This is a genomic window from Pseudomonas sp. FeN3W (assembly GCA_030263805.2).
Lineage (GTDB): Bacteria > Pseudomonadota > Gammaproteobacteria > Pseudomonadales > Pseudomonadaceae > Stutzerimonas > Stutzerimonas stutzeri_G.
The window spans coordinates 1,351,799-1,377,495 of the sequence record CP136010.1 but is presented as its reverse complement, the minus strand read 5'-3'; the positions used below and the strand labels follow the sequence as shown (position 1 = coordinate 1,377,495).

The 25,697-nt window shown below is 65.8% G+C and carries 28 protein-coding genes and 1 riboswitch; of the genes, 23 read left to right on the top strand and 5 right to left on the bottom strand.

The window, feature by feature from the left end:
- Positions 1 to 131 precede the first annotated feature (131 nt).
- The 4 genes from modC to P5704_006380 are packed head-to-tail and all read right to left on the bottom strand — an operon-like array spanning position 132 to position 3,555.
- Positions 132 to 1,229: a molybdenum ABC transporter ATP-binding protein gene (gene modC, locus P5704_006395; GenBank protein WOF80112.1), complete on the bottom strand. Its 1,098-nt coding sequence runs from the start codon at positions 1,227 to 1,229 to the stop codon at positions 132 to 134.
- Between the two features lie 10 nt (positions 1,230 to 1,239).
- Positions 1,240 to 1,920, bottom strand: coding sequence for a molybdate ABC transporter permease subunit (gene modB, locus P5704_006390; GenBank protein ID WOF80111.1), 681 nt, complete (start codon positions 1,918 to 1,920; stop codon positions 1,240 to 1,242).
- A gap of 10 nt (positions 1,921 to 1,930) precedes the next feature.
- Positions 1,931 to 2,683 carry a molybdate ABC transporter substrate-binding protein gene (modA, locus tag P5704_006385; protein ID WOF80110.1) on the bottom strand — a complete coding sequence of 251 codons (753 nt, stop codon included), beginning with the start codon at positions 2,681 to 2,683 and terminating at the stop codon, positions 1,931 to 1,933.
- Positions 2,684 to 2,742: 59 nt separating this feature from the next.
- A complete protein-coding gene (locus P5704_006380; protein WOF80109.1) occupies positions 2,743 to 3,555 on the bottom strand; it encodes a TOBE domain-containing protein in 813 nt (270 codons plus the stop codon).
- Positions 3,556 to 3,743: 188 nt separating this feature from the next.
- On the opposite strand from P5704_006380, the gene P5704_006375 reads away from it, so the two are divergent.
- From P5704_006375 to nhaD, 14 genes are all read left to right on the top strand, one after another.
- Complete coding sequence (locus P5704_006375) at positions 3,744 to 4,172, top strand: TOBE domain-containing protein (protein WOF80108.1); 429 nt, start codon at positions 3,744 to 3,746, stop codon at positions 4,170 to 4,172.
- Positions 4,173 to 4,996: 824 nt separating this feature from the next.
- Entirely contained in the window at positions 4,997 to 6,073 is a 1,077-nt protein-coding gene (locus tag P5704_006370; protein ID WOF80107.1) for a 3-deoxy-7-phosphoheptulonate synthase, read from the top strand.
- 209 nt (positions 6,074 to 6,282) lie between these two features.
- On the top strand, positions 6,283 to 6,954 hold the full coding sequence (locus tag P5704_006365; GenBank protein ID WOF80106.1) for a DNA-3-methyladenine glycosylase I: 672 nt from the start codon (positions 6,283 to 6,285) through the stop codon (positions 6,952 to 6,954).
- Positions 6,955 to 7,012: 58 nt separating this feature from the next.
- Positions 7,013 to 7,381 (top strand): DUF2946 domain-containing protein, encoded by a 369-nt coding sequence (locus tag P5704_006360; GenBank protein ID WOF80105.1) that lies wholly within the window; start codon positions 7,013 to 7,015, stop codon positions 7,379 to 7,381.
- A 106-nt stretch (positions 7,382 to 7,487) separates the two neighbouring features.
- Positions 7,488 to 8,042 carry a putative natural product biosynthesis protein gene (locus tag P5704_006355; protein WOF80104.1) on the top strand — a complete coding sequence of 185 codons (555 nt, stop codon included), beginning with the start codon at positions 7,488 to 7,490 and terminating at the stop codon, positions 8,040 to 8,042.
- Positions 8,043 to 8,364: 322 nt separating this feature from the next.
- A complete protein-coding gene (locus tag P5704_006350) occupies positions 8,365 to 8,544 on the top strand; it encodes a hypothetical protein (protein WOF80103.1) in 180 nt (59 codons plus the stop codon).
- Entirely contained in the window at positions 8,541 to 10,154 is a 1,614-nt protein-coding gene (locus P5704_006345; protein ID WOF80102.1) for a cytochrome ubiquinol oxidase subunit I, read from the top strand. The genes P5704_006350 and P5704_006345 overlap by 4 nt, the downstream gene beginning before the upstream one ends.
- A 12-nt stretch (positions 10,155 to 10,166) precedes the next feature.
- Positions 10,167 to 11,309 (top strand): cytochrome d ubiquinol oxidase subunit II, encoded by a 1,143-nt coding sequence (gene cydB, locus P5704_006340; GenBank protein ID WOF80101.1) that lies wholly within the window; start codon positions 10,167 to 10,169, stop codon positions 11,307 to 11,309.
- Between the two features lie 45 nt (positions 11,310 to 11,354).
- A complete protein-coding gene (gene cydX, locus P5704_006335; GenBank protein ID WOF80100.1) occupies positions 11,355 to 11,459 on the top strand; it encodes a cytochrome bd-I oxidase subunit CydX in 105 nt (34 codons plus the stop codon).
- Positions 11,456 to 11,752, top strand: a complete 297-nt coding sequence (locus tag P5704_006330; protein WOF80099.1) for a cyd operon YbgE family protein — start codon at positions 11,456 to 11,458, stop codon at positions 11,750 to 11,752. Before cydX ends, P5704_006330 begins: the two co-directional genes overlap by 4 nt.
- A 123-nt stretch (positions 11,753 to 11,875) precedes the next feature.
- A complete protein-coding gene (locus P5704_006325) occupies positions 11,876 to 12,640 on the top strand; it encodes an NAD-dependent deacylase (protein ID WOF80098.1) in 765 nt (254 codons plus the stop codon).
- A 67-nt stretch (positions 12,641 to 12,707) separates the two neighbouring features.
- A complete protein-coding gene (locus P5704_006320) occupies positions 12,708 to 13,340 on the top strand; it encodes an NlpC/P60 family protein (GenBank protein ID WOF80097.1) in 633 nt (210 codons plus the stop codon).
- 76 nt (positions 13,341 to 13,416) lie between these two features.
- The gene (locus P5704_006315; GenBank protein ID WOF80096.1) at positions 13,417 to 13,944 is read left to right on the top strand and encodes a C40 family peptidase; all 528 of its coding nucleotides are present in this window, start codon (positions 13,417 to 13,419) and stop codon (positions 13,942 to 13,944) included.
- Positions 13,945 to 14,136: 192 nt separating this feature from the next.
- Complete coding sequence (gene nhaD / locus P5704_006310; GenBank protein WOF80095.1) at positions 14,137 to 15,390, top strand: sodium:proton antiporter NhaD; 1,254 nt, start codon at positions 14,137 to 14,139, stop codon at positions 15,388 to 15,390.
- A gap of 24 nt (positions 15,391 to 15,414) precedes the next feature.
- On the opposite strand, the gene P5704_006305 is transcribed toward nhaD, so the two are convergent.
- On the bottom strand, positions 15,415 to 16,218 hold the full coding sequence (locus P5704_006305; protein WOF81183.1) for a metallophosphoesterase: 804 nt from the start codon (positions 16,216 to 16,218) through the stop codon (positions 15,415 to 15,417).
- 145 nt (positions 16,219 to 16,363) lie between these two features.
- Positions 16,364 to 16,580, top strand: a riboswitch (cobalamin riboswitch).
- Positions 16,581 to 16,697: 117 nt separating this feature from the next.
- On the opposite strand from P5704_006305, the gene btuB reads away from it, so the two are divergent.
- From btuB to P5704_006260, 9 genes are all read left to right on the top strand, one after another.
- Entirely contained in the window at positions 16,698 to 18,551 is a 1,854-nt protein-coding gene (btuB, locus tag P5704_006300) for a TonB-dependent vitamin B12 receptor (GenBank protein WOF80094.1), read from the top strand.
- A gap of 46 nt (positions 18,552 to 18,597) precedes the next feature.
- Positions 18,598 to 19,167: a hypothetical protein gene (locus P5704_006295; GenBank protein WOF80093.1), complete on the top strand. Its 570-nt coding sequence runs from the start codon at positions 18,598 to 18,600 to the stop codon at positions 19,165 to 19,167.
- Positions 19,164 to 19,775: a cob(I)yrinic acid a,c-diamide adenosyltransferase gene (gene cobO / locus P5704_006290; GenBank protein WOF80092.1), complete on the top strand. Its 612-nt coding sequence runs from the start codon at positions 19,164 to 19,166 to the stop codon at positions 19,773 to 19,775. Before P5704_006295 ends, cobO begins: the two co-directional genes overlap by 4 nt.
- A gap of 124 nt (positions 19,776 to 19,899) precedes the next feature.
- A complete protein-coding gene (locus P5704_006285; protein WOF80091.1) occupies positions 19,900 to 21,192 on the top strand; it encodes a cobyrinate a,c-diamide synthase in 1,293 nt (430 codons plus the stop codon).
- The gene (gene bluB, locus P5704_006280; protein WOF80090.1) at positions 21,189 to 21,836 is read left to right on the top strand and encodes a 5,6-dimethylbenzimidazole synthase; all 648 of its coding nucleotides are present in this window, start codon (positions 21,189 to 21,191) and stop codon (positions 21,834 to 21,836) included. Before P5704_006285 ends, bluB begins: the two co-directional genes overlap by 4 nt.
- Positions 21,833 to 22,351 (top strand): ABC transporter substrate-binding protein, encoded by a 519-nt coding sequence (locus tag P5704_006275; GenBank protein WOF80089.1) that lies wholly within the window; start codon positions 21,833 to 21,835, stop codon positions 22,349 to 22,351. The genes bluB and P5704_006275 overlap by 4 nt, the downstream gene beginning before the upstream one ends.
- Positions 22,348 to 23,259 (top strand): adenosylcobinamide-phosphate synthase CbiB, encoded by a 912-nt coding sequence (gene cbiB / locus P5704_006270; protein WOF80088.1) that lies wholly within the window; start codon positions 22,348 to 22,350, stop codon positions 23,257 to 23,259. The genes P5704_006275 and cbiB overlap by 4 nt, the downstream gene beginning before the upstream one ends.
- Positions 23,252 to 24,241 (top strand): threonine-phosphate decarboxylase CobD, encoded by a 990-nt coding sequence (gene cobD / locus P5704_006265; protein ID WOF80087.1) that lies wholly within the window; start codon positions 23,252 to 23,254, stop codon positions 24,239 to 24,241. The genes cbiB and cobD overlap by 8 nt, the downstream gene beginning before the upstream one ends.
- Positions 24,238 to 25,695, top strand: coding sequence for a cobyric acid synthase (locus P5704_006260; GenBank protein WOF80086.1), 1,458 nt, complete (start codon positions 24,238 to 24,240; stop codon positions 25,693 to 25,695). Before cobD ends, P5704_006260 begins: the two co-directional genes overlap by 4 nt.
- Positions 25,696 to 25,697: the final 2 nt, after the last annotated feature.

Sequence of the window (25,697 nt, the reverse complement as noted above, 5' to 3'; positions counted from 1 at the left end):
GCGTCGAACGGGCTGGCGAGGCATCCCGTAGCAACTTCGATGCCTGAGATCTTTCCATTGAATATCAACGGCTTATGAGATTTTTACGGGTTGCCGATTGTCGTATTGGCGACAATCGAACAACCGCTCGCTTACCCTAGCAGCGCCACGGCCTTGATCTGCGCCCACAGCGGCAGGCCGGGGGCGAGGCCCAACTGGTCGGCCGAACGGCGGGTGATGCGCGCCAGCAACGGCGTGCCGCCGGCATCCAGGCGCACCAGCACGTGGGCCGGGGTGTCCGCCGCGGCCAGCGCCTCGACCCGTGCCGGCAGCAGGTTGGTGATGCTGCTGCCTTCGGCGCGCGTCAGCGCCAGGCTGACGTCGCGGGCATGCACGCGAAAGCGCAGGCGCTGGCCGGGCGCTTCCGGCCGCCGCGCCACCAGCACTTCGCCGCCGGGAAAGGCCAGGCGGGTGAGGTGATAGGCATCGTCGTGTTCGGCCACCATGGATTCGACCACCACGCCGGCGTCCTCGCCGAGGGCGGTGGGCAGGTCGAGGCGGGCCAGGGTTTCGCGCAGGCCGCCCTGGGCCACGACCCGGCCCTGGTCGAGCAGCACCACGTGGTCGGCCAGCCGTGCGACCTCGTCGGGCGAGTGGCTGACGTAGAGCACCGGGATGTCCAGTTCCTCGCGCAGGCGTTCGAGGTAGGGCAGGATCTCGTTCTTGCGCTTGAGGTCCAGGGCCGCCAGGGGTTCGTCCATCAGCAGCAGGCGCGGGCTGGTGAGCAGGGCGCGGGCGATGCCGACGCGCTGGCGCTCGCCGCCGGACAGCGTGCCCGGCAGGCGCTCCAGCAGGTGTTCGATGCCCAGCAGCTTCACCACGTGGTCCCAGTCCACCCGGCGCTGTGCGGCCTTGACCCGGCGCAGCCCGTATTCCAGGTTGCGTCGCGCCGACAGGTGCGGGAACAGGCTGGCTTCCTGGAACACGTAGCCCAGGGCGCGCCTGTGGGGCGGGACGAAGAGCCCGCTCGCGCTGTCCTGCCAGCGTTCGCCATTGATTTGTAGGGACGCCTCGCCGGCGCGTTCCAGGCCGGCGACGCAGCGCAGGCAGGTGGTCTTGCCCGACCCCGAATGGCCGAACAGCGCCGTCACGCCGTGGCCGGGCAGGTCCAGGTCCACGTCCAGTTCGAATCCGGGCCAGCCCAGGCGAAAGCGGGCGAGGATCTGCCCGGCGGGTGACGAATCGGTCATGCGAGTCCTTTCAGTTGAAGCCGGGCTTGAAGCGGCGGCCGGAGTAGAGCGCCAGCAGCACGAAGAAGGAGAACAGCACCATGCCGCCGGCCAGCCAGTGCGCCTGGGAGTATTCCATGGCTTCGACGTGATCGAAGATCTGTACCGAGACCGTGCGGGTGACGCCGGGGATGTTGCCGCCGATCATCAGCACCACGCCGAACTCGCCGACGGTATGCGCGAAGCCGAGGATCGAGGCGGTGACGAAGCCCGGCCTGGCCAGCGGCAGCACCACGCTGAAGAAGGTGTCCCAGGGGCCGGCGCGCAGGGTGGCGGCCACTTCCAGCGGCCGCTCGCCGATGGCCTCGAAGGCGTTCTGCAGCGGCTGAACGACGAACGGCATGGAGTAGAACACCGAGCCCACCACCAGCCCGGCGAAGGTGAAGGGCAGGGTGCCCAGGCCCAGCGCCTGGGTCAGCCCGCCCACGGGGCCGTGCGGTCCCATGGTGACCAGCAGGTAGAAGCCGAGCACCGTGGGCGGCAGCACCAGCGGCAAGGCCACCACCGCGCCGACCGGCCCCTTGAGCCGCGACCGCGTGCGCGCCAGCCACCAGGCGATGGGCGTGCCGATGAGCAGCAGCAGCAGCGTGGTCAGCGAGGCCAGCTCCAGCGTGAGGCGGACGGCGGCGAGATCGTGGCTGGACAGCGACATGGATGGCGGCTCAGTTCTCGTAGCCGTACGCGGTGATCACCTTGGCGGCCTGCGGCCCTTTCAGGTAGTCGACCAGGGCCTGTGCCGCCGGGTTGTCGGCGCCCTTCTTCAGGATCACCGCGTCCTGGCGGATCGGCTCGTACATGTCGCCCGGGATCATCCAGGAGGAGCCCCCGGTGATCTTGCCATCCTTGTACACCTGGGAGAGGGCGACGAAGCCCAGCTCGGCGTTGCCGGTGGCGACGAACTGATAGGCCTGGGTGATGTTGCCGCCTTCGACCAGTTTCGCCCGGACGCTCTCGCTCAGGTCGAGTTTGTCCAGCACCTGGGTGGCGGCCAGGCCGTAGGGGGCGGTCTTCGGGTTGGCGATGGACAGGTGCTTGAAGTCGTTCTTCTGCAGCACTTCGCCCTGTTCGTCGACGTAGCCCTCTTGCGGCGACCAGAGCACCAGCTTGCCGATGGCGTTGGTGAAGCGCGAGCCGGGGACGATCTCGCCTTCGCTCTCCAGCTTCGCCGGGGTGCTGTCGTCGGCGGCGAGGAAGATTTCGAAGGGCGCGCCGTTCTTGATCTGGGTGTAGAGGCCGCCGGTGGGGCCGAGCGAAGTCACCACCTTGTGCCCGGTCTCCTTCTCGAAGGCCTCGGCGATTTCCTTGATCGGTGCGGTGAAGTTGGCCGCCACGGCGATGGTCACTTCGGCGGCCTGGGCCGAGCAGGCCAGCAGGCCGGCGCCCAGGGCGACGAACAGGCGGGACAGGTTATTCATGGTCACACTCCTTGCTGTTGGGATGGTATCGGGTCACGGGTGAAGCGTGGTTCTCGGAATCATTCGTATACCGCCAGGATCACGCTGGACGCCTTGAAGAAGGCGCCGGCCTGGACGCCCGGCGCCAGGCCCAGCGCATGGCAGCTCTCGGCGGTGACCACGCAGGTCACGCTGCGTCCGGACGGCAGCGTCAGGGTCACCTCGCTGTTCACCGGGCCTTCGTGGATCGCCGAGATCTCGCCCCAGAGCTGGTTGCGCGCGGTGAGCTTCACCGTGTGGTCGGTAACCAGCATCACCGAGGACGACTTGACCAGCGCACACACCTCGCGACCGATGGCCAGGCCCAGGTTCTCCGCGCTGGCGCGGGTGATGATGGCGGCGATCTCGGTCTGCGGGTCGAGCTGGATGCGTACCTCGTAGTCGACGCCGCCGACCCGCAGCCCGGTGACCGTGCCGGAGAACTGGTTGCGGGCGCTGGTCTTCATGCTCATGCGCTGCATGAGTTTCTGGAACGACTGGACATCGCCACCGTTCACCTCCTCGAGTCGTTCGGTCAGCCGGTCGAGCGTGGCCTGGTATTCGATTTCCAGGGCGCGGTACATGGCCACGATGCGCCGCCCGTAGTCGGTGAGCTGGGTGCCGCCGCCCTGGCGGCCGCCAGCGACGCGCCTGACCAGAGGCTCGGGCGCCAGGTTGTTCATGGTGTCGATGGCATCCCAGGCCGCCTTGTAGGACAGCGGTACGGCCTTGGCGGCGCGGTTGATCGAGCCTTCACGCTCGATCGACTCCAGCAGGCGGATGCGGGTATCGCTCAGGGCCGTGCCGACGTCGGTTTCCAGCGACATGCGGGCGAGGAAGCGGGTCGCGTTCATGGGCTTCATCCATTCTTTATCTGTCACCGTTTATATAAAGCAAGCGGTATGCCATCGCCGGGTTTCCTGTGGTTTCGCCGCTATAACCCATGCGGGTACAGTTCATCCGTTGGTGCAGGTCCACTTTCCGACAATTCTATGTAGTTAATCATATAACGATGTCGCAAAGGCGACACGGAGGTTTTGATATGAAGGTAAGTGCTCGCAACGTATTCAAGGGAACCGTCCTGGCGCTGCAGCCCGGTGCGGTCAATGCACTGGTGACGATCGATCTGGGCCAGGGCGACAGCCTGGCCTCGGTCGTCACCATGGAGAGCGTGTCGGCTCTGGAACTGGCCGTCGGCAAGGACGTGCTAGCCATCGTCAAGGCGCCCTGGGTCATGCTGGTCTGCGAGGGCGACGACGTGCGCCTCTCCGCACGCAACCAACTGCGCGGCGTGGTGAAGCATGTGGAACCGGGCTCGGTGAACAGCGAGGTGATCCTGACGCTGCCGGGCGGCACCGAGGTGACCTCGGTGGTCACCCGGGACGCCGTGAAGGAGCTGGGGCTCGAGCCGGGCGTGAATGCCACGGCGATCATCAAGGCGTCGAACGTGATCCTCGGCGTGCCGGCCTGAGGCATGGCCAGTTCCTGGTGTCGTTCAGCATCGACGCCTCTGTAAATGCTCTGGTGTACTGCCCGTTGGGCTTCATGGGGCTTGGCCCAACCGGGCCAGATCGACAGCCACTGGGGGGTACACCGAGATATCTATCGGGTGTACTGCTTGCGGTTTCGGCGTACGCTTTTGCATGGAATCGCCCTCGCTGCCGGTGGTTATCGTAGGGTGCCACCGTGGCGCGCTCGGCGCCTCGGCGAGGGCACCCTTACAATTACAGTCCCGCGTATCGACAACGACGCTCCGCCGCTCTTGTGCCGAGGTGATCGTGGGTTGCGGTCGAGGCGCGTAACGCCGAAGCTCAACATACGCTGGCCGGTATTTCCCGAATATGGCGGTTGAAACACTGAAGTGCGCTGGAGTATGGTTCGGCACATATATCGGAGAACAGCATGCCCGTCAGCCTCGCTTCCCTGTCCCTCGCCAACGCTGGTGTCGCACGCGCCGCGCAGTTGCGTGGTCAGGTTGTCGCGGCTGGCGGCTATTACTTTGGGTATTGGTTTAGCCACAGGCGCGCCTGATACCCCACAGGCGCCCTAGCAAGCAGGGTCGCCACCAGAGCAGTTTTCGAACCCCCGGTCGGCCACCCGACCGGGGGTTTTGTTTTTTCGGCCACTCTGGCCCAACGCAACGAGGAACCACGCCATGACTACTTACCGCACCGATCGTTATTACCGCTACGACTGGCGATTTAGCCGCTTCGACGCCGAACAGACAGCACGCGAACGAACACCCGACTAGCGCCGCCGCGGACTACCCGCGTCGGCAGAAGGAACCGCCAGATCATGAATGCATCCGCCACCGTACTTGCCCAAAAAACCGCCGCCACCGCCGAAGCCAGCATTGCCCGCCGTAGCGCGCAGCCGCTGCCCAGCCCCGCCGTATTGCGCCAGCGTCTGCCCTCGAGCGACGCCCTTGCCGCACGCATCCATAACGACCGCAACGCCATACGCGCCGTGCTCGACGGCCGCGATCCGCGCCTGCTGGTCGTCGTCGGACCCTGTTCCCTGCACGATCCGGTCGCCGCGCTCGAGCACGCCGAGCGTCTCGCCGCGCTTGCGCCCGAAGTCAGCGACCAGTTGCTGCTGGTGATGCGCGCCTATGTGGAAAAGCCGCGCACCACCGTCGGCTGGAAAGGTCTGGTCTACGACCCGCACCTGGACGGCAGCGGCAACATGGCCGAGGGGCTGCACCTGTCGCGCCGCCTGATGCTGGATATTCTCGAAACCGGTCTGCCGATCGCCACCGAGCTGCTGCAGCCGCTGGCGGCCGGGTACTTCGACGATCTACTCGGCTGGGCTGCCATTGGCGCGCGCACCAGCGAATCGCAGATCCATCGCGAGCTGGTCAGCGGGCTGGACCTGCCGGTGGGCTTCAAGAACGGTACCGATGGCAGCCTGGGCATCGCCTGCGACGCCATGCGCTCAGCGGAACATCCGCACCAGCACTTCGGCATCGACGATCTCGGCCATCCGGCACTGCTGCAGACGCGCGGCAATCCGGATACCCATCTGGTCCTGCGCGGCGGCCACGGAGCGCCCAACTATGACGCGGACAGTGTCGCTGCTGCCCGTCGTGCGCTGGAAAAGCAAGGCATCGCCCCGCGCATCATGGTCGATTGCAGCCACGCCAACAGCGGCAAGGACCCATTGCGTCAGCCGGCGGTGCTGGAGTCGGTGATCGAGCAGCGCCTGGCTGGCGACATGAGCCTGCGTGGCGTCATGCTGGAGAGCCATCTGTTCGATGGTTGCCAGCCGCTGTCCGGTGAATTGCGCTACGGCGTGTCGATCACCGACGGCTGCCTTGGGTGGATGGCGACCGAGCAGATGCTGCGTCAGGCGGCGCAGCGGCTGCGCGGCTGAGCCGGCTCGCACGCGAACGACGTTCTGCTCGTAGGGTGGACAACGCGAAGCTTGTCCACCGTCTGCGCGCCTGGCGTCAGGGCAGATAAGACGCGCACCAAGCGGTGCCACCCGACCGCTGCCGCCCCGCTGCGTCAGTGGCGGTGGACTTGCGAGGCCGGCTCGTCAGCGGCACCCTGTGCCGCTGCCGTCACCATCGGATCCGAACCATGCAAGACTACAAATGGCTACACGAATACTGCCTCAACCGCTTCGGCTCGGCCGCGGCGCTGGAAGCCCGCCTGCCGCAACCGCGCAGCGCCGACGAACTGCGCGGCGTTTCCGATGATCGCTACCTCTCGTTGATCAGCCTGCGCATCTTCCGCGCCGGTCTCAAGCACAGCCTGGTGGATGCCAAGTGGCCGGCGTTCGAGCAGGCATTCTTTGGTTTCGATCCGGAAAAAGTCGTGCTGATGGGCGGCGAGCACATCGAGCGACTGATGCAGGACACCCGGCTGATTCGCCATCTCGGCAAGCTCAAGAGCGTGCCGCGCAACGCTCAGTTCGTGCTCGACGTGGTCAAGGAAAGGGGCAGCTTCGGCAAGCTGCTGGCCGATTGGCCGAGCAGTGACATCGTCGGCCTGTGGCGTTACCTGACCAAGCACGGCAGTCAGCTCGGCGGCCTGTCGGCCCCGCGCCTGCTGCGCATGGCCGGCAAGGACACCTTCGTCCCCAGCAATGACGTGGTAGCCGCGCTCAAGGCGCAGGAAATCGTCGACAAGGTGCCCAGCAGTCAGCGTGACCAGGCTGCGGTGCAGGCTGCGTTCAATCAGTGGCACGCGGAAAGCGGCCGTCCGCTGTGTCAGCTCTCGGCGATGCTGGCGTTCACCGTCAACCACTGAGGCCGCTGCGACGGTTTGGCGCAGCGCCGTCCAGAGGCGTGCGGTGTAAAGTCGAAACATGACCATCGTCAAAGACAAGCGTGCGCAGATCGTATGGGTGCTCTTCTCCTGCATCCTGCTCAATGCCTTTGTCTGCAGTCTGAACCACGCCACCCATGTGGGCTTCGGACTCGCCATGGGGCAGGACGCGTTCTGCGTCACCGGCGACGATGGCGGCACCGGTCTCGGCGCGCTTCCCTCCGATTTACATGACCTGTCGCAGCATGCCCTCGACTGCCCACTGTGCAGTTCGGTTTTCCTCGCCATCGTCGCACTGTTCGCCTTGGCCTGGCTGGGGCGGCGCACGACAAGCGCGAATCCGCTACCACCGATTGAGCGTTATGGCCCGCGCCACCACTGGCCGGCACTGAATCCGCGCGCGCCCTGAGATTTCCTGATTGACGTGATTCGCCGTCCTTCCGCCCAGTAGCAGCGGACGAGACGGCTACCTGTCGGAGCCTTCCGACGGCCCAGTCGATCCAGGGGATTTCACCATGACCATGATGGAACGATTCACCCGCGCCGATAGCCGCGTGAGCTATCGGCTGCCTTTTCCCGACTACCCCAGCAACGCCCGCAGCTTCGTGCATCTGGATGCCAAGTTGCTGCCGTACTGGCATGCGCTGTTCGATGTCTGTCCGCGGCTGCTCAAACTTGACCCGCCAGAGGGACTGGAGATCTTTCGTCAGTTCATGACCTGGGCCTACGGCTGCCAGCTGGCGCTGGACTGGACCTTCCACCTCGGCGTCTGCCGCTGGTTGCTGGCCTCTGACTACCGCGAGCTGGTCGAGCCGGAGCATATCGAGGCCATGATGCTCGCCGCCGCAGCGCGTTGGGTCGCCAGCGATGACAGCCCGGCAATCGGCATCGTGCTCGGCTGGCGAGGCGACAGCGAGCATGTGTTCGACTGGAAGCCACGGGTGCGCCAGGGCGGCCGCCCGCTCGCCGCCGAGGCGGAGGAGCTGCCGCTGGCGCCCTGGGACTTCGCCTGGAGCCCGCTCTCGAGCACGGCCGGCAACGGATTTCGCCGCTGGCTGCGTGTGCCATGACTGCGACAGGGCGCCGCAGCGTGGCGATCGCGTCGCGCCTGACCCGGCGTCGCTCGCCGGTGTCACTTCTTGTTTGGAGCGCAGCGCCGCTCTGGCACAGATTGCCGCGAGTGGGTGGGGCAGGCTGTCGCAGTTGTCCGCTTGCAGGGTGCGCCGGACACTTTGCCTGCCTCGAACCAGAGCAGCTTCCACGGGTGGTTCGGGGTACCGCGATTGAGTCCAGGCGTCGCGCCCGGATGTCGGCCCCCACCCCAAGGGGGCCTTCAATCGCAACATGCTGCCGGAGCGCCAGGCGCTCGGGCGGTCACGCAAGGAGGTAGGCATGTTCAAGTCATCGCTCAGGCGAGACGTCGTGCTGGTAGTGCTGGTCAAGGTCGCGATCCTCATGATTATAAAAAACGTCTGGTTCGATGCTCCCAGCATTCCCGAGAACGGTTCGGTGCGCGTTGCCGACCATTTGCTTGATTCGCGGGGTTCGATCCCCGAGGGAGGGCCGAGATGATCTCGGAAAGCGTTGTCGATCTATCACGCCTGCAGTTCGCCATGACGGCGATGTATCACTTTCTCTTCGTGCCGTTGACCCTGGGGCTGGCGTTCCTGCTGGCGATCATGGAATCGGTCTACGTGATGACCGGCAAGCAGGTCTACCAGGACATGACCAAGTTCTGGGGCAAGCTGTTCGGCATCAACTTCGCCCTAGGCGTCACCACCGGACTGACCATGGAATTCCAGTTCGGTACCAACTGGGCCTACTACAGCCACTACGTCGGCGACATCTTCGGCGCGCCGCTGGCCATCGAGGGGTTGATGGCGTTCTTCCTCGAGTCCACCTTCATCGGCCTGTTCTTCTTCGGCTGGGACCGGCTCTCCAAGGTGCAGCACCTGGCGGTGACCTGGCTGGTGGCGCTGGGCTCGAATCTCTCGGCGCTCTGGATCCTCATCGCTAATGGCTGGATGCAGAACCCGGTCGGCTCTGAGTTCAACTTCGAGACCATGCGCATGGAGCTGGTGGACTTCGGAGCGCTGCTGTTCAACCCGGTGGCGCAGGTCAAGTTCGTCCACACCGTGTCCGCGGGTTATGTCACCGGGGCGATTTTCGTGCTGGCGATTTCTTCCTTCTATCTATTGAAGAAGCGCGACCTGGGCTTTGCCCGCCGTTCGTTCGCCATCGCCGCGGTGTTCGGCCTGGCATCGACGATCTCGGTGATCATTCTTGGCGACGAATCCGGCTACGAGATTGGTGACGTGCAGAAGGTCAAGCTGGCGGCCATCGAGGCCGAGTGGGACACCCATCCGGCGCCGGCCGGCTTCACCCTGTTCGGCCTGCCCAATCAGCAGGAGATGCGCACCGATTACGAAGTGAAGATCCCCTACGCACTGGGACTGATCGCCACGCGCTCGCTGGATGAGGAGGTCAAGGGCATCAAGCAGCTGGTCGCCGAGCATGAGCTGCGCATCCGCAACGGCATGCTCGCCTACGAGCGGCTGCAGGTGCTGCGTAGCGGCGACAAGTCGGCCGAAGCCATCGCCGCGTTCAATGAGGTCAAGCAGGACTTGGGCTACGGGCTGTTGCTGAAGAAGTACACCGCCGATGTGGTCGATGCTAGCGAGGAGCAGATCAAACTCGCCGCGCTGGACACTATCCCCAATGTGTTCAGCCTGTTCTGGACCTTCCGCGTGATGGTCGCCGCCGGCTTTCTGATGTTGCTGCTGTTTGCCCTGGCGAGCTGGGCATCGATCAAGCGCAATGCCGAGACCAAGCCCTGGCTGCTGAAGTTTGCGCTGTTCAGCCTGCCGCTGCCGTGGATCGCCGCGCAGACCGGCTGGTACGTCGCCGAGCATGGCCGTCAGCCATGGTCGATCGCCGAGGTACTGCCGACCCATCTGTCCACCTCGACGCTGGCGGCGGGCGATATCTGGGGCTCGCTGATCGCCCTGGTGGCCTTCTACAGCCTGCTGCTGGTGATCGAGATGTTCCTGATGATCCGCTTCGCACGGCTTGGGCCGAGCAGTCTGCACACCGGTCGTTATCACTTCGAACGGGACGTACGTGAAGCACGGGTGGCGTCGGCGCAGCCGAGCGGCCTGTCTTCCCAACCTGGCAGCGTCTGAGGGAGATACGAGATGTTCGATTACGAAGTGCTCAAGCTCATCTGGTGGGTGCTGATCGGCGTGTTGCTGATCGGCTTCGCCCTGACCGATGGCTTCGACATGGGCGCCATGGCACTGATGCCCTTCGTCGGCAAGACCGACAACGAGCGACGCGTGGCGATTAACACCATCGCGCCACACTGGGATGGCAACCAGGTGTGGTTCATCACCGCCGGTGGTGCGCTGTTCGCTGCCTGGCCGATGGTCTATGCGGTGGCATTTTCCGGCCTGTACTGGGCGATGCTGCTGGTGCTGTTCGCGCTGTTCTGCCGCCCGGTGGGCTTCGACTATCGCAGCAAGGTGGAAGACCCGCGCTGGCGCAGCGCCTGGGACTGGGCGTTGTTCGTCGGCGGTGCGGTGCCGGCGCTGGTGTTCGGCGTGGCCTTCGGCAACCTGTTCCTCGGCCTGCCGTTCCAGCTGGACGAGCTGATGCGCTCGACCTATCAGGGCTCGTTCTTCGCGCTGCTCAACCCGTTCGCGCTGCTCTGCGGCATCGTCAGCCTGAGCATGCTCAGCGCCCACGGTGGCGCCTGGCTGATGCTGCGCACCGACGGCGCGTTGGCTGAGCGCTCGCGGCAGGCCACGCGCCTGTGCGTGCTGGTGTTCCTGTTCGGCTTCGTCGCGGCGGGTGTCTGGCTGGCGCTGGGCATTCAGGGCTTCAGCCAGCTGTCGGTCAGCGATCCGGGCGCCGCGCTCAATCCGCTGCTGGACAAGCAGGTGGCCCAGGACAATATCGGCTGGTTGGCCAACTACGGCCGCTATCCGGTCACCTTGATCGCGCCGGCCGCGGGCATCCTCGGGGCGTTGCTGGCGCTGCTCGGCTCCAGCCGCAACAGCGGTGGGGTGAGCTTCGTCGGAACCAGTCTGATGATCGTCGGCAGCATCTGTACCGCGGGCTTTGCGCTGTTTCCCTTCGTCTTCCCGTCGAGCCTCGATCCGGCCTCGAGCCTGACCATCTGGGATGCGGTCTCAAGTCAGAAGACGCTGGGCATCATGTTCGTTGTGGCCTGCATCTTCGTGCCGTTGATCCTCTGCTACACGCTGTGGAGCTACGTGCGCATGTGGGGCCGGCTCACCCAGAAAACCATCGAAGCCAACCCCCACGGGCTGTACTGACCGCGCGGGCGGGCCGCCGTGCCCGCCCGCCAAGGAGAGACGACTATGTGGTACTTCACCTGGATTCTCGGCGTGCTGCTGGCCAGCAGCTTCGGCATCATCAATGCGCTGTGGCTGGAAGCCACTCAGGACTTGGACGCCGAGCCGTGAGCAGTCGCGCGCAGGGGCGCTGCTACGGCGCGTTCGGTCGCGTACTTTCTCTAGTGCTGGCCGCGCCGCTGGCGCTGGTCCTGCTGATCCATCCGGCGGCGATGCTGGACGGGCAGGGAGGCTACAGTCACCCGCAGCTGATGCTGGTGATGTGGGGTATTTCCGCCGGCTTCGTGCATGGCGTCGGCTTCGTGCCGCAATGGTGGGGCTGGCGCTGGCTGCTCGGCCCGCTGCCGGCCTGGCTGTTGTGTGCTTTGGGCTACGCGGTGCTGTTCCAGGCCCAGCTGGGCTGAGCGGGGGCGAATGCCTTTGCAGTCAGGCGCGGCTATTCGTAGGCTGATGGCCGTGGTCGCGACGCGGCCATCGGTTCCCCGCACGATCGGGGGGAGTGCCACCGAAACGGGTTCGCGACATTCATGGATATCGACAAGGCCGCCCAGGCGCTGAGCGGCGCCGAACGCATTCTGATCATCACCGGGGCCGGGCTGTCGGCCGACTCCGGGTTGCCCACCTACCGTGGCCTCGGCGGCCTCTATAACGGCGAAACCGAAGACGGCCTGCCGATCGAGGTGGCGCTATCCGGGCCGACGCTGCGGCGTGATCCGGCGTTGTGCTGGAAGTACCTGGCCGAAATCGGGCGGGCCTGCCTGCAGGCCGAACCCAATGCCGGCCACTTCGCCATCGCCGAGCTGCAGCGGCGCAAACCCGGCACCTGGGTGCTCACGCAGAACATCGATGGCTTCCACCGCCGAGCCGGCAGTCCGCCCGATCGCTTGATCGAGATTCACGGTCAGCTGGCGCCGCTGTCGTGCATGGGCTGCGGCAAGGTCGACGGACGTCCACTGCGTTCGCTGCTGGATCAGCCATTGCCGCCGCGCTGCCTGACTTGCGACGGGGTGTTGCGTCCTGCCGTGGTGCTGTTCGAGGAGATGCTGCCGGAATCCGCCCTGACTGCATTGCAGCAACAGGTGCAACTCGGCTTCGACACCGTGCTGGTGGTTGGAACCACGGCGAGCTTCGGCTACATCCTCGAGCCGGTATGGCGGGTGCGTCAGGCCGGCGGCTCGGTCGTCGAGGTGAACCTGCAAGCCACCGAAATCAGTCCGCTGGCGGACGTACTTCTGCAAGGGAGGGCCGCAGACGTTTTGTCGCAGCTGGTTCGTCACATTTCGTCCGATTGAATTTGATCATCGAAGCAATAGCGGGCATAGTCGCCGGCACTTTGAAATCACCGACACGGCTGTGCCCATGCGCCAACGCTTCGCACCCCTCGTGCCTCTCGCACTCATCGCCCTGCTGACCGCCTGCGCCGGCCAGCCTGTACAGACCGAGCAGCAAGCCGACGCGCCTCGTCTGTCGCAACACCATCCCCTGGCCGGATTCGACTTCGACGCGCTCGAAAAGAGCGAAGAGCAGTCGCTGGCAGAGCTTACCGATGAGCACGACTACCAGCTGCCGCAGCTGGCTGACAGCATTCTCGAGCGTGGCTTCACCCTGGTCGGTACCCCGTATCGCTACGGTGGCAGCTCGGTGAAGAGCGGTTTCGACTGCAGCGGCTTCGTTGGCTTTCTGTTCCGCAAGGAGGCAGGTCTCGAGCTGCCGCGCTCCACTCGCGAGCTGATCAATCTCGACGCACCGGTGGTCAAGCGCAACGAGCTGGAACCCGGTGACGTGGTGTTCTTCAACAACCGTGGCCGTGGCCGGGTCAGCCACGCCGGCATCTACATCGGCGATGACCAGTTCATCCACGCCTCCAGCAGCCGCAGCGGTGGAGTGCGCGTCGACAGCCTGGATGACCGTTACTGGCGCGCCAGCTACATGGAAGCAAAACGCGTGCTGGCCCTGGCGTCCGATCTGGTTCCGCACACAGCCCAGCACTGATCCCGCGACCTGCGGGGGTTGCGTCTTCCCGCACATGCCGGCAGAGTGATGGCTCATTTGCCTGGACCGCTCTGCCATGCACTATCCGGCTCGTCTCACGCTCGTTGTTCTGACTGTGCTGCTTACCGCCTGTGCCGGAAAGGCACCCACGTCGCCTGTCGTGCAGACACCCAGGGTCCACCAACAGCCCGTACCTGGCGCCGCTGAAGACGTGCTGTTCAGTGCGATTGGTCTGGTCGGCACCCCTTATCGCTGGGGTGGCAACACGCCGGATAGCGGTTTCGACTGCAGTGGCCTGATCGGCTACGTCTACCGCGGCGCAGCCGGCATCCAGCTCCCTCGCACCACTCAGGCCATGAGCAATCTGCGCGGCCCCTCCGTACGGCGCGACGCATTGCAGCCCGGTGATCTGGTGTTCTTCGCTACCAGCGGTGGGCGCCGGGTCAGCCACGCGGGCATCTACGTTGGCGAAGACCGCTTCGTTCACGCGCCATCTTCTGGCGGCACGGTACGCCTGGACAGTCTTACCGCCGGCTACTGGAATAAGAGTTATCTGGGCGCCAAGCGCGTGCTCGACCAGGAGCAACTGGCCCGCAACCCCTGAGCGTCATCCGCATAGAACCCCCGTCGTAGACGTCCTGTCTTTAGTCGTACTCACATGCTGAAACACTCTCCGTTTGACATGCGGTGATTTCGCTCGCCTGGCGCTTTGGCTACCATGCGCATCCCCAATTTCTCCCCGTGCGTCGTTCGGTCGCGCACAGCCCCTTTTTCCCCACTTCCCATTAGGTGAGATATGCCTGAATTGCTGACGTACGTGCTGATTGCACTGGCGGTCGCGGCGCTGCTTGGCGTCGTGCTCGAAGAAATTACCCACGTGAACAAGGCCAAGGTGACGCTGTTCTTCGGCACCTTGGCCTGGCTGCTCTTGTTCATCTTCACTCCGGTGGGCGAGGCGCGCGAAACCGTGCTGGAAAGCCTCAACGAGAACATCGCCGAGATCGCCGGGCTGTGGATCTTCCTGGTGGCGGCCATGACCTTCGTTGCCTACCTGAACAAGAAGGGCATGATCGAGAACCTGATCTATCTGGTGTTGCCCAAGCGGATCAGCGAGCGGGCCTTGCTGTTTCTCACGGCGACCTTCTGCTTCGTGTTCTCGTCGCTCGCCGACAACATCACCGCGACGCTGGTCTCCATCACCCTGATTCTCTCGCTGCAGCTGGATCGGGCGAAGACCATCAAGTTCGCTACCTTGGTGGTTTTCTCCGTCAACTCCGGTGGGGTCGCGCTGATTACCGGCGACGTCACCACGCTGATGATCTTCCTCGCCGGCAAGGTGGCGATCCTCCAGCTGCTGGCACTGGCCGTGCCGGCATTCGTCGCGGTGATGGTGCTGGCCGCCATGCTGTCGATCGGCATGAAGGGCGAGGTGGTGGTGCAGGGCCAGCGCAACGATGTGCGCGGTGTCGACGTGGCGATTGCACTGATCTTCCTGTGCACCATCCTCAGCACCATTGTCGGCAACTTCCTGTTCCAGATCCCGCCGGTGCTGACATTCCTCGCCGGCCTCTCGGTGATGTTCCTGGTTGCGCGCTTCTTCAGCGACGACAACGACTCCGATCCGATTCTCGAATACGTGCGCCAGGTGGAGTTCGAGACGCTGTTCTTCTTCCTCGGCATCCTCCTGCTGGTAGGCATGCTCAAGGAGATTCGCGTGCTCGACGGGCTGGTGCACATCTATGACCAGGTGCCTGCAGTGATGGCCAACTACCTGATGGGTGTGATGTCGGCGGCCATCGACAACGTGCCGCTGACCGCAGCGCTGCTGAAATCAGGGCTGGAAATGGGTGTCGCCGAATGGATGGTGCTGACCTATGCGGTCGGTGTCGGCGGCTCGCTGCTGGTGATTGGTTCGGCGTCGGGCATCGTCGCCATGAGCAAGGTGCCGGGGCTGACCTTCGGCAGCTACCTGCGCTACATGCTCTACCTGTTCATCGCCTTCAACATCGGCTTCGCCGGTGTCTATCTGGTCGGCCTGTCGGTGGGCTGACCGCGGTTCGCGTGCGAGCGCGGGTCACCAGCTCAGGTTGAAGTGCGATCCCAGCACGAAGCGACCGTCGAGCAGGTCCCAGCGCTCGACGCAGACCTTCTTCTGTTCGCCGGGATGCAGCTTCAACCGGTTGAAGGAGTTTGGCGAGGTGCCACGCAGGCGGGTCGAGAGCGTGGTGCCGGCCTGCACCATCCAGATCTCCCGCGCGAGACCGCTGTACTGCTTGGACAACGGCAGCACGTAGGGCAGATGGATGTGCCCGCCCATGACCAGGTCCAGCCCGTGCTCGGCCCAGCGCTGCAGCGCGGGTTCGGCGCCGTGCTGCAGGTTGCTCAGATCGCTCGGCACCATCGCGCCGAATGGCTGGTGGGCGACCACGATGCGAATCTTGTGCGGGTTGCCATCGGCCAGCCGCTGCGCCACACGCTCCACTTGTCGCCCCGTCACCACGCCGTCCTTGTGCCGGCGCGGATGGGTGGTATTGAGCCCGATCACCAGCATGTCGTCGTTCTCGAATACCGGCTCCAGCTCATCGCCGAAGTGTCGCCGGTAGTTGCCGTATGGCGTGAACAGGCGGGCGAAGAGGTTGTACAGCGGGATGTCGTGATTGCCCGGAATCACCAGCGTCTCACCGACGCCATCGGCCTGCACGCGGCGCACGAAAGCGGCGGCACTGGCGAACTGCCCGCGACGGGCGCGCTGGGTGATGTCACCGGAGAACACCAGCAGGTCGGCCCGGTGTTCGCGTACATGGTCCTCCAGGGCCTGGACCACGGAAGGTTGTTCGGTACCGAAATGGGTGTCGGAAATCTGCACGATGCTGGTCATGGGCGTCGGATATGGGTCCTGGCTGATTGCTGGCATTGTTGCATTCGAAGCCTTTTGGCGTCCGCCGTTCCGAGCGCCGAGATGCAAGCGGAAATTGCAGGGCGCTGCGGCAACCCCGTGGTTGCGCCAAGCCCGGCCTTGGACTAACCTCCGCGTCGCCTCAGGTGCCCCCTCTTCAGCGAGGGGGTGAAACAGGGAAGCCGGTCCATTCTCACGAAGATTCCGGCGCTGCCCCCGCAACGGTAGGCGAGTCGAGAAACCCTAATAGCCACTGTGCTCAACGCATGGGAAGGCGCGGTTTCGGGACGCCGCAAGGCGTACGCTCGCAAGCCCGGAGACCGGCCTGTCGCATTTCACTGACAGTGCGGCGGGCGCTGGGCGGGTGCATATCCCTCGCGGTATTCACTTCCTTTTGCGGTTCCTCCGTCTGTCTTCGTCGACTTTCAGTCGTGCGGGTGGGCACGACGGAGACCTGTACCTTGACTTGCAAGCCCCGTTTCAAGCCAGCGGCCTATGTGCTGTTCGGCAGTTTTCCCCTTTCCATTGGCCAGCTGGCCGCAGCCCCGCTGGATCTCCAGCAGCAGGTGGTGACCGCCACCCGCACCGCGCAGACGGCTCAGCAGAGCCTGGCCGCGGTGACCGTGATCGACCGCGAGCGGATCGAACGCAGCCAGGCCAGTTCGCTGCCCGAGCTGCTCAAGCAGGTGCCTGGCGTATCGCTGGCCAACAACGGCGGGCCCGGCAAGTCCACCTCGCTGTTCATGCGCGGCACCGAATCCGATCACGTGCTGGTGATGATCGACGGCATCAAGATCGGATCGGTCTCGGGCGGCGGCGCGGCCCTGCAGGATCTGCCGCTGGAGCTGATCGAGCGCATCGAAGTCGTACGCGGCCCACGTTCCAGCCTGTATGGCTCGGAAGCCATCGGCGGGGTGATCCAAATATTCACCCGCAAGGGCCAGGGGCAGGGCGTCAAGCCGTTCTTCTCGGCCGGTTACGGCACCCATGACACCTACACGGGCAGCGTCGGCGTTTCCGGTGGTGACGGTCGTGGCTGGTACAGCCTGGGCGTCAGTGGCTCGGACACCGACGGCATCAACGTCAAGTCGGCGGACACCAGCGGCTACGAACGTGATGCCGATGGCTATCGCAACCTGTCCGCGACGCTGAGCGCCGGATACCGCTTCGACAACGGCCTGGAGCTGGACGCCAACCTGCTGCAGGCCAAATCCCATAACGACTACGACAGCGTAAATCGGGCCCGCACGTCCGGTTTCGGCGCCAATGCCGATGGTGAGTCGAGGGTCTTCGGCACCCGTGCGCGCTTCAGTCCGCTGGAACCCTGGCTGGTGACGCTGCAGGCCGGGCGCAGCGAAGACAAATCCGATGCCTATCAGGACGGGCAGTTCTATTCACGCTTCGACAGCCGTCGCGACACGCTCAGCTGGCAGAACGATATCCAGCTGGCCGCCGGGCATACGCTGATCCTGGGTGCCGACCACCAGCGCGACGAGGTTAACGGCACCACGCTGTATGCCGAGGACTCCCGGGACAACGACGGCTATTTCGCTCAGTACCTGGGCGAGGTCGGCCGCCATGACTGGCAGCTGTCGCTGCGACGTGATGATAACGAGCAGTTCGGCCAGCACGACACCGGCAACATCGGCTACGGCTATGCGCTGACCGACTGGTTGCGCGGCACCATCAGCTATGGCACGGCATTCAAGGCGCCGACCTTCAACGAGCTGTATTTCCCCGACTACGGCAATCCCGAGCTGGATGCTGAAACCTCCGAGAGCCTCGAAGTCGGCCTTGCCGGGCAGCATGGCTGGGGCCACTGGGTGGTGAATGCCTATCGCACCGTGGTCGATGACCTCATCGCCTATGACGCCAGCATTTCCGCGCCGGCCAACGTGCAGGAAGCGCGTATCCGCGGGGTCGAGCTGGTGCTCGGCAGCCAATTGTTCGGTTGGGACTGGAACGCCAACTACAGCCTGCTGGAGCCGGAGAACCGCTCCGCCGGGGCCAACCGCGGCAACGAGCTGGCGCGCCGGGCCAAGCAGCTGTTCAACCTTGACCTCGACCGTCGGCTCGGTGCCTTCAGCGTCGGCGCCAGCCTGCACGCCGAGGGGCAGCGTTATGACGACCTGGCCAACACCCGCGAGCTGTCCGGCTACGCCACGCTCGACCTGCGTGGCGAATACCGCATCACCCCGGAGTGGCGCCTGCAGGCGCGCGTCGCCAACCTGCTGGACGCCGACTTTGAGACCGCCGAGGGCTACAACCAGCCCGGCCAGGCCGCTTACCTGACCGTGCGCTACCAGGCGCTGTAAGACCGCGGCGCGGGCATGTCGCCCGCGCCCACAGAAGGAGACTGCAATGATCAAGCTTGCCCCGAGATACCAGCTGCTGGTCGGCCTCGCGCTTGCCGCGCTGCTGGCCATGACCCGCGGACAGCACTTCGCCAGCGTCAACCTGCCGAGCGCGTCCTGGGCGGTGTTCTTCCTCGCCGGCGTGCTGGTGCGGCCGAAGTGGGTGTTTCCGGCACTGTTTCTCGAGGCTTCGCTGCTGGATTTCGCCGCCATCCAGTGGGCCGGGGTCAGCGACTGGTGCATGTCGCCGGCGTACTGGATGCTGGTGCCGGCTTACGGTTCGCTGTGGCTGGGCGGCCGCCTGTACGCCCGTCTGCATCGTGACCAGTTCAGCAGCCTGGCGACCCTGGCGCTGTGCGTGATGGCCAGCGCCTTCGTCTGCTACCTGTTCTCCGGCGGCGGCTTCCTCTATTTCTCCGGGCGCTATCCCGAGCCGACCCTGGCGCTGCTGGCCGAGCGCATCGCCACCTATTACCCGCGCTACCTTTCGACCCTGGCGCTGTATGTCGGCGTCGCTGCGCTGCTGTTCGTCGGCCTGCGCGCCTGGGCCGGGCAGCGTGACGAGGCCCGCGCATGAGCGAGTCCAGCGAACGCGACGATCGCCACAAGGCACGCATGCAGCGCAAGAAGGCGCTGATCGACGAGAAGATTGCCGAGGCGCAGGACGAGTACGGCTTGCTGCTGGTGCACACCGGTAATGGCAAGGGCAAGAGCAGTTCGGCTTTCGGCATGGTGGCGCGTGCGCTCGGCCATGGCATCAAGGTCGGCGTGGTGCAATTCATCAAGGGCGCGGCCAGCACCGGCGAGGAGGCATTCTTCCGGCGCTTCCCGGACGAGGTGCGCTACCACGTGATGGGCGAGGGCTTCACCTGGGAAACCCAGGATCGCCAGCGTGACATCGCCAAGGCCCGCGAAGCCTGGGCGGTTGCGGCCGAGCTGCTGGCCGATCCCGAGATCGGCCTGGTGGTGCTCGACGAACTGAACATCGCCCTGAAGTACGGCTACCTGGAGCTGGCCCCGGTGCTTGCCGACATCGAGTCGCGGCCGCTGCTGCAGCACGTGGTGGTCACCGGCCGCGGCGCCCCGCCGGGTCTGGTCGAGGCGGCGGATACCGTCACCGAGATGGCGTTGGTCAAGCATGCGTTCAAGGTCGGCGTTAAGGCGCAGAAAGGCGTCGAATTTTGATGCCAGCGCTCAAGACATTCACGGACCGTTGCATAGGGTGGATGACGTCTGTTTCATCCACCACCGGAGTGGTCGGTGGATGGGTGAAGCGCCATCCAACCTACGATGCTGATGAGAGACCGCGATGACCAGTAGAAACTGCCCGGCGCTGTTGATCGCCGCACCTGCTTCCGGCCAGGGCAAGACCACCGTCACTGCCGCTCTGGCGCGGCTGCATGCGCGGCAGGGTAAGAGCGTGCGGGTGTTCAAATGCGGGCCGGACTTCCTCGACCCGATGATCCTCGCCCGTGCCAGCGGCAAGCCGGTCTATCAGCTCGATCTGTGGATGGTCGGCGAAGAGGAGTCGCGGCGCCTGCTCTGGGAAGCGGCGGGCGAGGCCGACCTGATCCTGATCGAAGGGGTGATGGGCCTGTTCGATGGTTCGCCCTCGGCGGCTGATCTGGCGCGGCGCTTCGGCGTGCCGGTGCTGGCGGTCATCGATGGCTCGGCCATGGCGCAGACCTTCGGCGCCATGGCGCACGGGCTGAGCAGCTTCCAGCCGGACCTGCCGTTCGATGGCGTGCTGGCCAATCGGGTCGGCAGCGCCCGGCATGGCGAGATTCTGCGCGACAGCCTGCCGGAGTCGATCCGCTGGTACGGCGCCTTGCCGCGCAGTGCCGAGGTGGAACTGCCAAGCCGGCACCTGGGGCTGGTGCAGGCCGAGGAGCTGGCTGATCTGGACGCCCGTCTGGATGCCGCGGCAGATGCCCTGGCAGTCAGTGCGGACACCGAGTTGCCTGCCCCGGTCACTTTCGCCGCGCCGGCCAGTACGCCGCTCGAACCGCTGCTGGCGGGTGTGCGCATCGGCGTTGCACGCGATGCGGCCTTTGCCTTTCTCTACCAGGCCAATCTCGACTTGCTGCAGGCGTTGGGCGCCGAGTTGCTGTTTTTCTCACCGCTGCGCTTCGCCCGCTTGCCGGCCGTGGACAGCCTGTACCTGCCCGGCGGCTATCCCGAGCTGCATCTGCGCGCATTATCGCGCAATGGGCCAATGGCCGAGGCGATCCGTGCGCATCATGAGTCGGGCAAGCCGATCCTCGCCGAGTGCGGCGGCATGCTCTACCTGCTCGACGGGCTGACCGACCGTGGCGACGAGCGCGCGCAGATGCTCGGCCTGCTGCCCGGCGAGGCGCGCATGCACAAGCGCCTGACCGCGCTGGCGCTGCAGGAAGTGGAGCTGCCGGAAGGGCGGCTGCGCGGCCACACCTTCCATCATTCGGCGCTGGAGTCGCCCCTCGAGCCGCTGGCTCGCGGCGAATGCCCGAACTACAAGCGCACCGCCGAAGCGGTCTACCGCCGGGGGCGGCTGACGGCGTCCTATATCCACCTGTACCTGCCGTCCGATCCGGCAGCCGCCGCGGCGCTGTTCCGGCCATGAGCGCGCATGCCTTCAGCCCGCAGGAGCGCGCGGCGGTCTATCGGGCCATTGGCGAGCGCCGCGACATGCGCCATTTCGCCGGCGGCGAGGTAGCGCCGGAGCTGTTGTCGAGACTGCTCAACGCTGCGCATCAGGCACCCAGCGTCGGCCTGATGCAGCCGTGGCGCTTTGTCCGCATCACCCGCCCCGAGTTGCGCACGGCCATCGCCGATCTGGTCGGTGAGGAGCGCCAGCGCACGGCTCAGGCGCTCGGCGAGCGTTCCGCCGAGTTCATGCGGCTCAAGGTCGAGGGCATCGAGGATTGCGCCGAACTGCTGGTCGCCGCGTTGATGGATGGCCGCGAACAACATATCTTCGGCCGCCGCACGCTGCCGGAGATGGATCTCGCTTCGCTGGCCTGCGCGATCCAGAATCTCTGGCTCGCGGCACGAGCGGAAGGCCTGGGGATGGGCTGGGTGTCACTGTTCGATCCCGACGCGCTGGCCGCCTTGCTCGGCATGCCGGGCGGTGCCAAGCCGGTGGCGATCCTCTGCCTCGGGCCGGTGCAGGAGTTCTATCCGGCACCGATGCTGGCACTGGAAGGCTGGACCACGCCGCGACCGCTGCACGAACTGGTTTTCGAGAATGCCTGGGAGGCGAAATGAGCAAGGGGCCGCAGCGCATCGTCTGCCTGTCCACCGAGACCTGCGAAACGCTTTACCTGCTGGGCGAGCAGGCGCGCATCGTCGGCATCTCCGGTTTCACCGTGCGCCCACCGCAGGCGCGCAAGGAGAAGCCCAAGGTCAGCGGCCTCACCAGCGTCAAGCACGAGCAGATTTTGGCCCTCGAGCCGGACTTGGTGCTCGGCTACAGCAACCTGCAGGGCGACATGCTCGCCGAGCTGGCGTCATTCAAGCGCGCCAAGCAACGCATCATCGAGGACCCGCAGGAAGTGGTGCGCCGCGCGCCGGAGCTGATCGTCGGTTCCTGGTGCGGGCGCCGTCTCCGCCCGGAGCAGGTGGTAGCACGGCCAGGCTGGCAGGCGATTCTGGCGGTGCGCACGGGCCAGCTGCACGAGATCAAGTCGGCGGACATCCTCAACCCCGGCCCGGCGGTGCTGACCGGCGGCGTACGCCAGCTGCATGCGCTGATCAGTGCCTGCGCGCAGAGGGCCAAGTGAGTCTGTTCCTCACCGTCAGCGCAGCGCTGCTGCTGGATGCGCTGCTCGGCGAGCCGAAGCGGGCACATCCACTGGTGGCCTTCGGACGCCTGGCCGATCGCCTGGAGCAGTATCTGAACGGGGCTGCGGCGCGCGGCTGGCGCAGCCACGGGGTGACCGCATGGTGCCTGGCGGTGCTGCCCCTGACCGTGCTCGCCTGGCTGCTCAGCCTGTTGCCCAGCGTCGGCTGGCTGGTGGAGATCGTGCTGCTCTATCTGGCCCTGGGCCTGCGCAGCCTGGGCGAGCATGCGCTGCCGGTGGCGCAGGCACTGTGGCGGCACGATCTGCCAGAGGCACGTCGCCGCGTCGGCTGGATCGTCAGCCGCGACACCACGCAACTGGACGAGGAGGGCGTGGCCCGCGCGGCTACCGAGTCGGTGCTGGAGAACGGCAGCGACGCGGTGTTCGCCGCGCTGTTCTGGTTCATCGTCGCGGGCGCGCCGGGTGTGGTGCTGTATCGCCTGAGCAACACGTTGGACGCCATGTGGGGCTATCGCAACGCGCGTTTCGAGCGCTTCGGCTGGGCCGCGGCGCGCATCGACGACGCGCTCAACTACCTGCCGGCACGGCTGGTCGCGCTGACCTATGCCTTGCTCGGGCGCACCCGCCGCGCGCTGCGTTGCTGGCGCGTCCAGGCGCCGCTGTGGGATAGCCCCAACGCCGGTCCGGTGATGGCATCCGGCGCCGGAGCGTTGGGCGTGGTGTTGGGCGGCTCCGCCATTTATCACGGTGAGGTGCATGCGCGGCCCGAGCTGGGGCGCGGCAAGGCCCCGCAGGCGCGGCATATCGAGCATGCGCTGGACCTGGTCTGGGGTGGCGTCGGCGTCTGGCTGCTGGCGCTACTGTTCGGTGGCTGGCTCTATGCTTGAGCACGGTGGACGTCTGCGCGCAGCCGCACAGCGCTACGGCATTCCGCTCTCGGATTGGCTCGACCTGTCTACCGGTATCGCGCCGTATCATCCGCCGTTGCCGAGCATTTCCAGCTACGCCTGGACACGTCTGCCGGAGCCCGATGATGGCCTGGAAGCGGCGGCGCGGCAGTACTACGACGCGCGCGCGGTGTTGCCGGTGGCCGGTTCGCAGAGTGCGATCCAGGCCTTGCCGCGCCTTCGCGGGTTGGCGCGGGTCGGCATCGTGTCGCCCTGTTATGCCGAGCACGCCGAGGCCTGGCGCCGCGTCGGCCATCGGGTCGTCGAACTCTGCGAAGCCAGCGTGCCGCGTGCGCTGGAGCAGCTCGACGTGCTGGTGGTGGTCAACCCGAACAATCCCACCGGCCAGCTGATCGCGCCGCAGCGCCTGCTGGAATGGCGCAGCGAGCTGGCGGCCTACGGCGGCTGGCTGGTGGTGGACGAGGCATTCATGGATTGCACGCCCGAGCACAGCCTGGCCGTGCACAGCCACCTGCCGGGGCTGGTCGTGCTGCGCTCGTTCGGCAAGTTCTTTGGCCTGGCCGGCGCGCGACTGGGCTTCGTGCTGGCCCATGCCGGCCTGCTGCGTTCGCTCGCCAGGCTGCTCGGACCCTGGACGGTGAATGGCCCGACACGGCAGCTCGCTGTCGAGTTGCTGGCCGATCAGCCCGCGCAACAGCGCCAGCGCGAATGCCTGCACTGCGACGGCCAGCGTCTGGTTGATCTGCTGCGACGCTATGACCTTGTGCCGCTGGGCGGCTGCGCACTGTTCCAATGGTGGGTCAGCGCCGACGCCGCGCTCTTGCATGACTTTCTCGCCCGTCGCGGCATTCTCACCCGGCTTTTCGCTCAGCCTTCCAGCGTTCGCTTCGGTTTGCCGACCGATGTCGGCTGGGCGCGCCTGGATCAGGCGCTGCGATCCTTCAGGGAGCAACATCCATGACCACGCTGATGGTGCAGGGCACCACCTCGGATGCCGGCAAGAGCACGCTGGTGACTGCGCTGTGCCGCTGGCTGGTGCGCCAGGACGTTGCCGTCGTGCCGTTCAAGCCGCAGAACATGGCGCTCAACAGCGCGGTAACCGCGGATGGCGGTGAAATCGGCAGGGCTCAGGCCGTACAGGCGCAGGCGGCGAACCTCGCGCCGCACACCGACATGAACCCGGTGCTCTTGAAGCCCAACAGCGACATCGGTGCTCAGGTGATCATCCACGGCCGCGCCGTGACCAGCATGGATGCCGCGGCCTACCACGACTACAAGCGCGTGGCGCTGCAGGCGGTGCTCGACTCGCACCGCCGGCTGTCCGCGGCTTATCGCGTGGTGATGGTCGAGGGCGCCGGTTCGCCTGCGGAGATCAATCTGCGCGCCGGCGATATCGCCAACATGGGCTTTGCCGAGGCGGTGGACTGCCCGGTGATCCTGATCGCCGATATCGACAAGGGTGGGGTGTTCGCCCATCTGGTCGGCACTCTGGCATTGCTCTCGGCAAGCGAGCAGGCGCGGGTTCAGGGCTTCGTCATCAACCGCTTCCGTGGCGATATCGCCCTGTTGCAGCCCGGCCTCGACTGGCTGGAACGATGCACCGGCAAGCCGGTGCTGGGCGTGCTTCCATACCTGATGGATTTCCATCTGGAGGCCGAGGACGCCATCGACGTGCGCCAGTCCGGCAAGGTTGGCGAGGCGCTGAAGGTGGTGGTGCCGGTGCTTTCGCGCATCAGCAATCACACCGATTTCGACCCGTTGCGCCTGCACCCGCAGGTCGATCTGCAATTCGTCGGTGCCGGGCAAGCGATCCCGGCTGCCGATCTGATCATCCTGCCCGGCTCGAAAAGCGTTCGCGCCGACCTTGCCTGGCTGCGTGCCAATGGCTGGGAAGCGGCGATCCGGAAGCACCTGCGCTACGGCGGCAAATTGCTGGGTATCTGCGGCGGCCTGCAGATGCTCGGCACGCGCATTGCCGATCCGCTCGGGCTGGAAGGCGCAGCGGGCGAAAGCACCGGGCTTGGTCTGCTGGACTTCGCCACCGTACTCGAAGCCGACAAGCAGCTGCGTAACGTGCAGGGCCGGTTGCTGCCGGAAGGCGTGCCGGTAAGCGGCTACGAGATTCATGCCGGTGTTGGCAGTGGCCCGGCCCTCGAGCAGCCAGCGGTGCAGCTTGATGACGGGCGCGGCGATGGCGCCATCAGCGTCGACGGCCAGATCCTCGGCACCTATCTGCACGGCGTGTTCGAAGGCCCCGAGGCCTGTGCCGCGCTGCTGCGCTGGGCGGGCCTGGATGCGGTGCAATCCGTCGATTACCACGGCTTGCGCGAGCGCGACATCGAGCGCCTCGCCGACCTGGCCGAGACACATCTGGATACCGCGCGGTTACGCGCGCTCTGCGGGCTGGAAGACTGAGC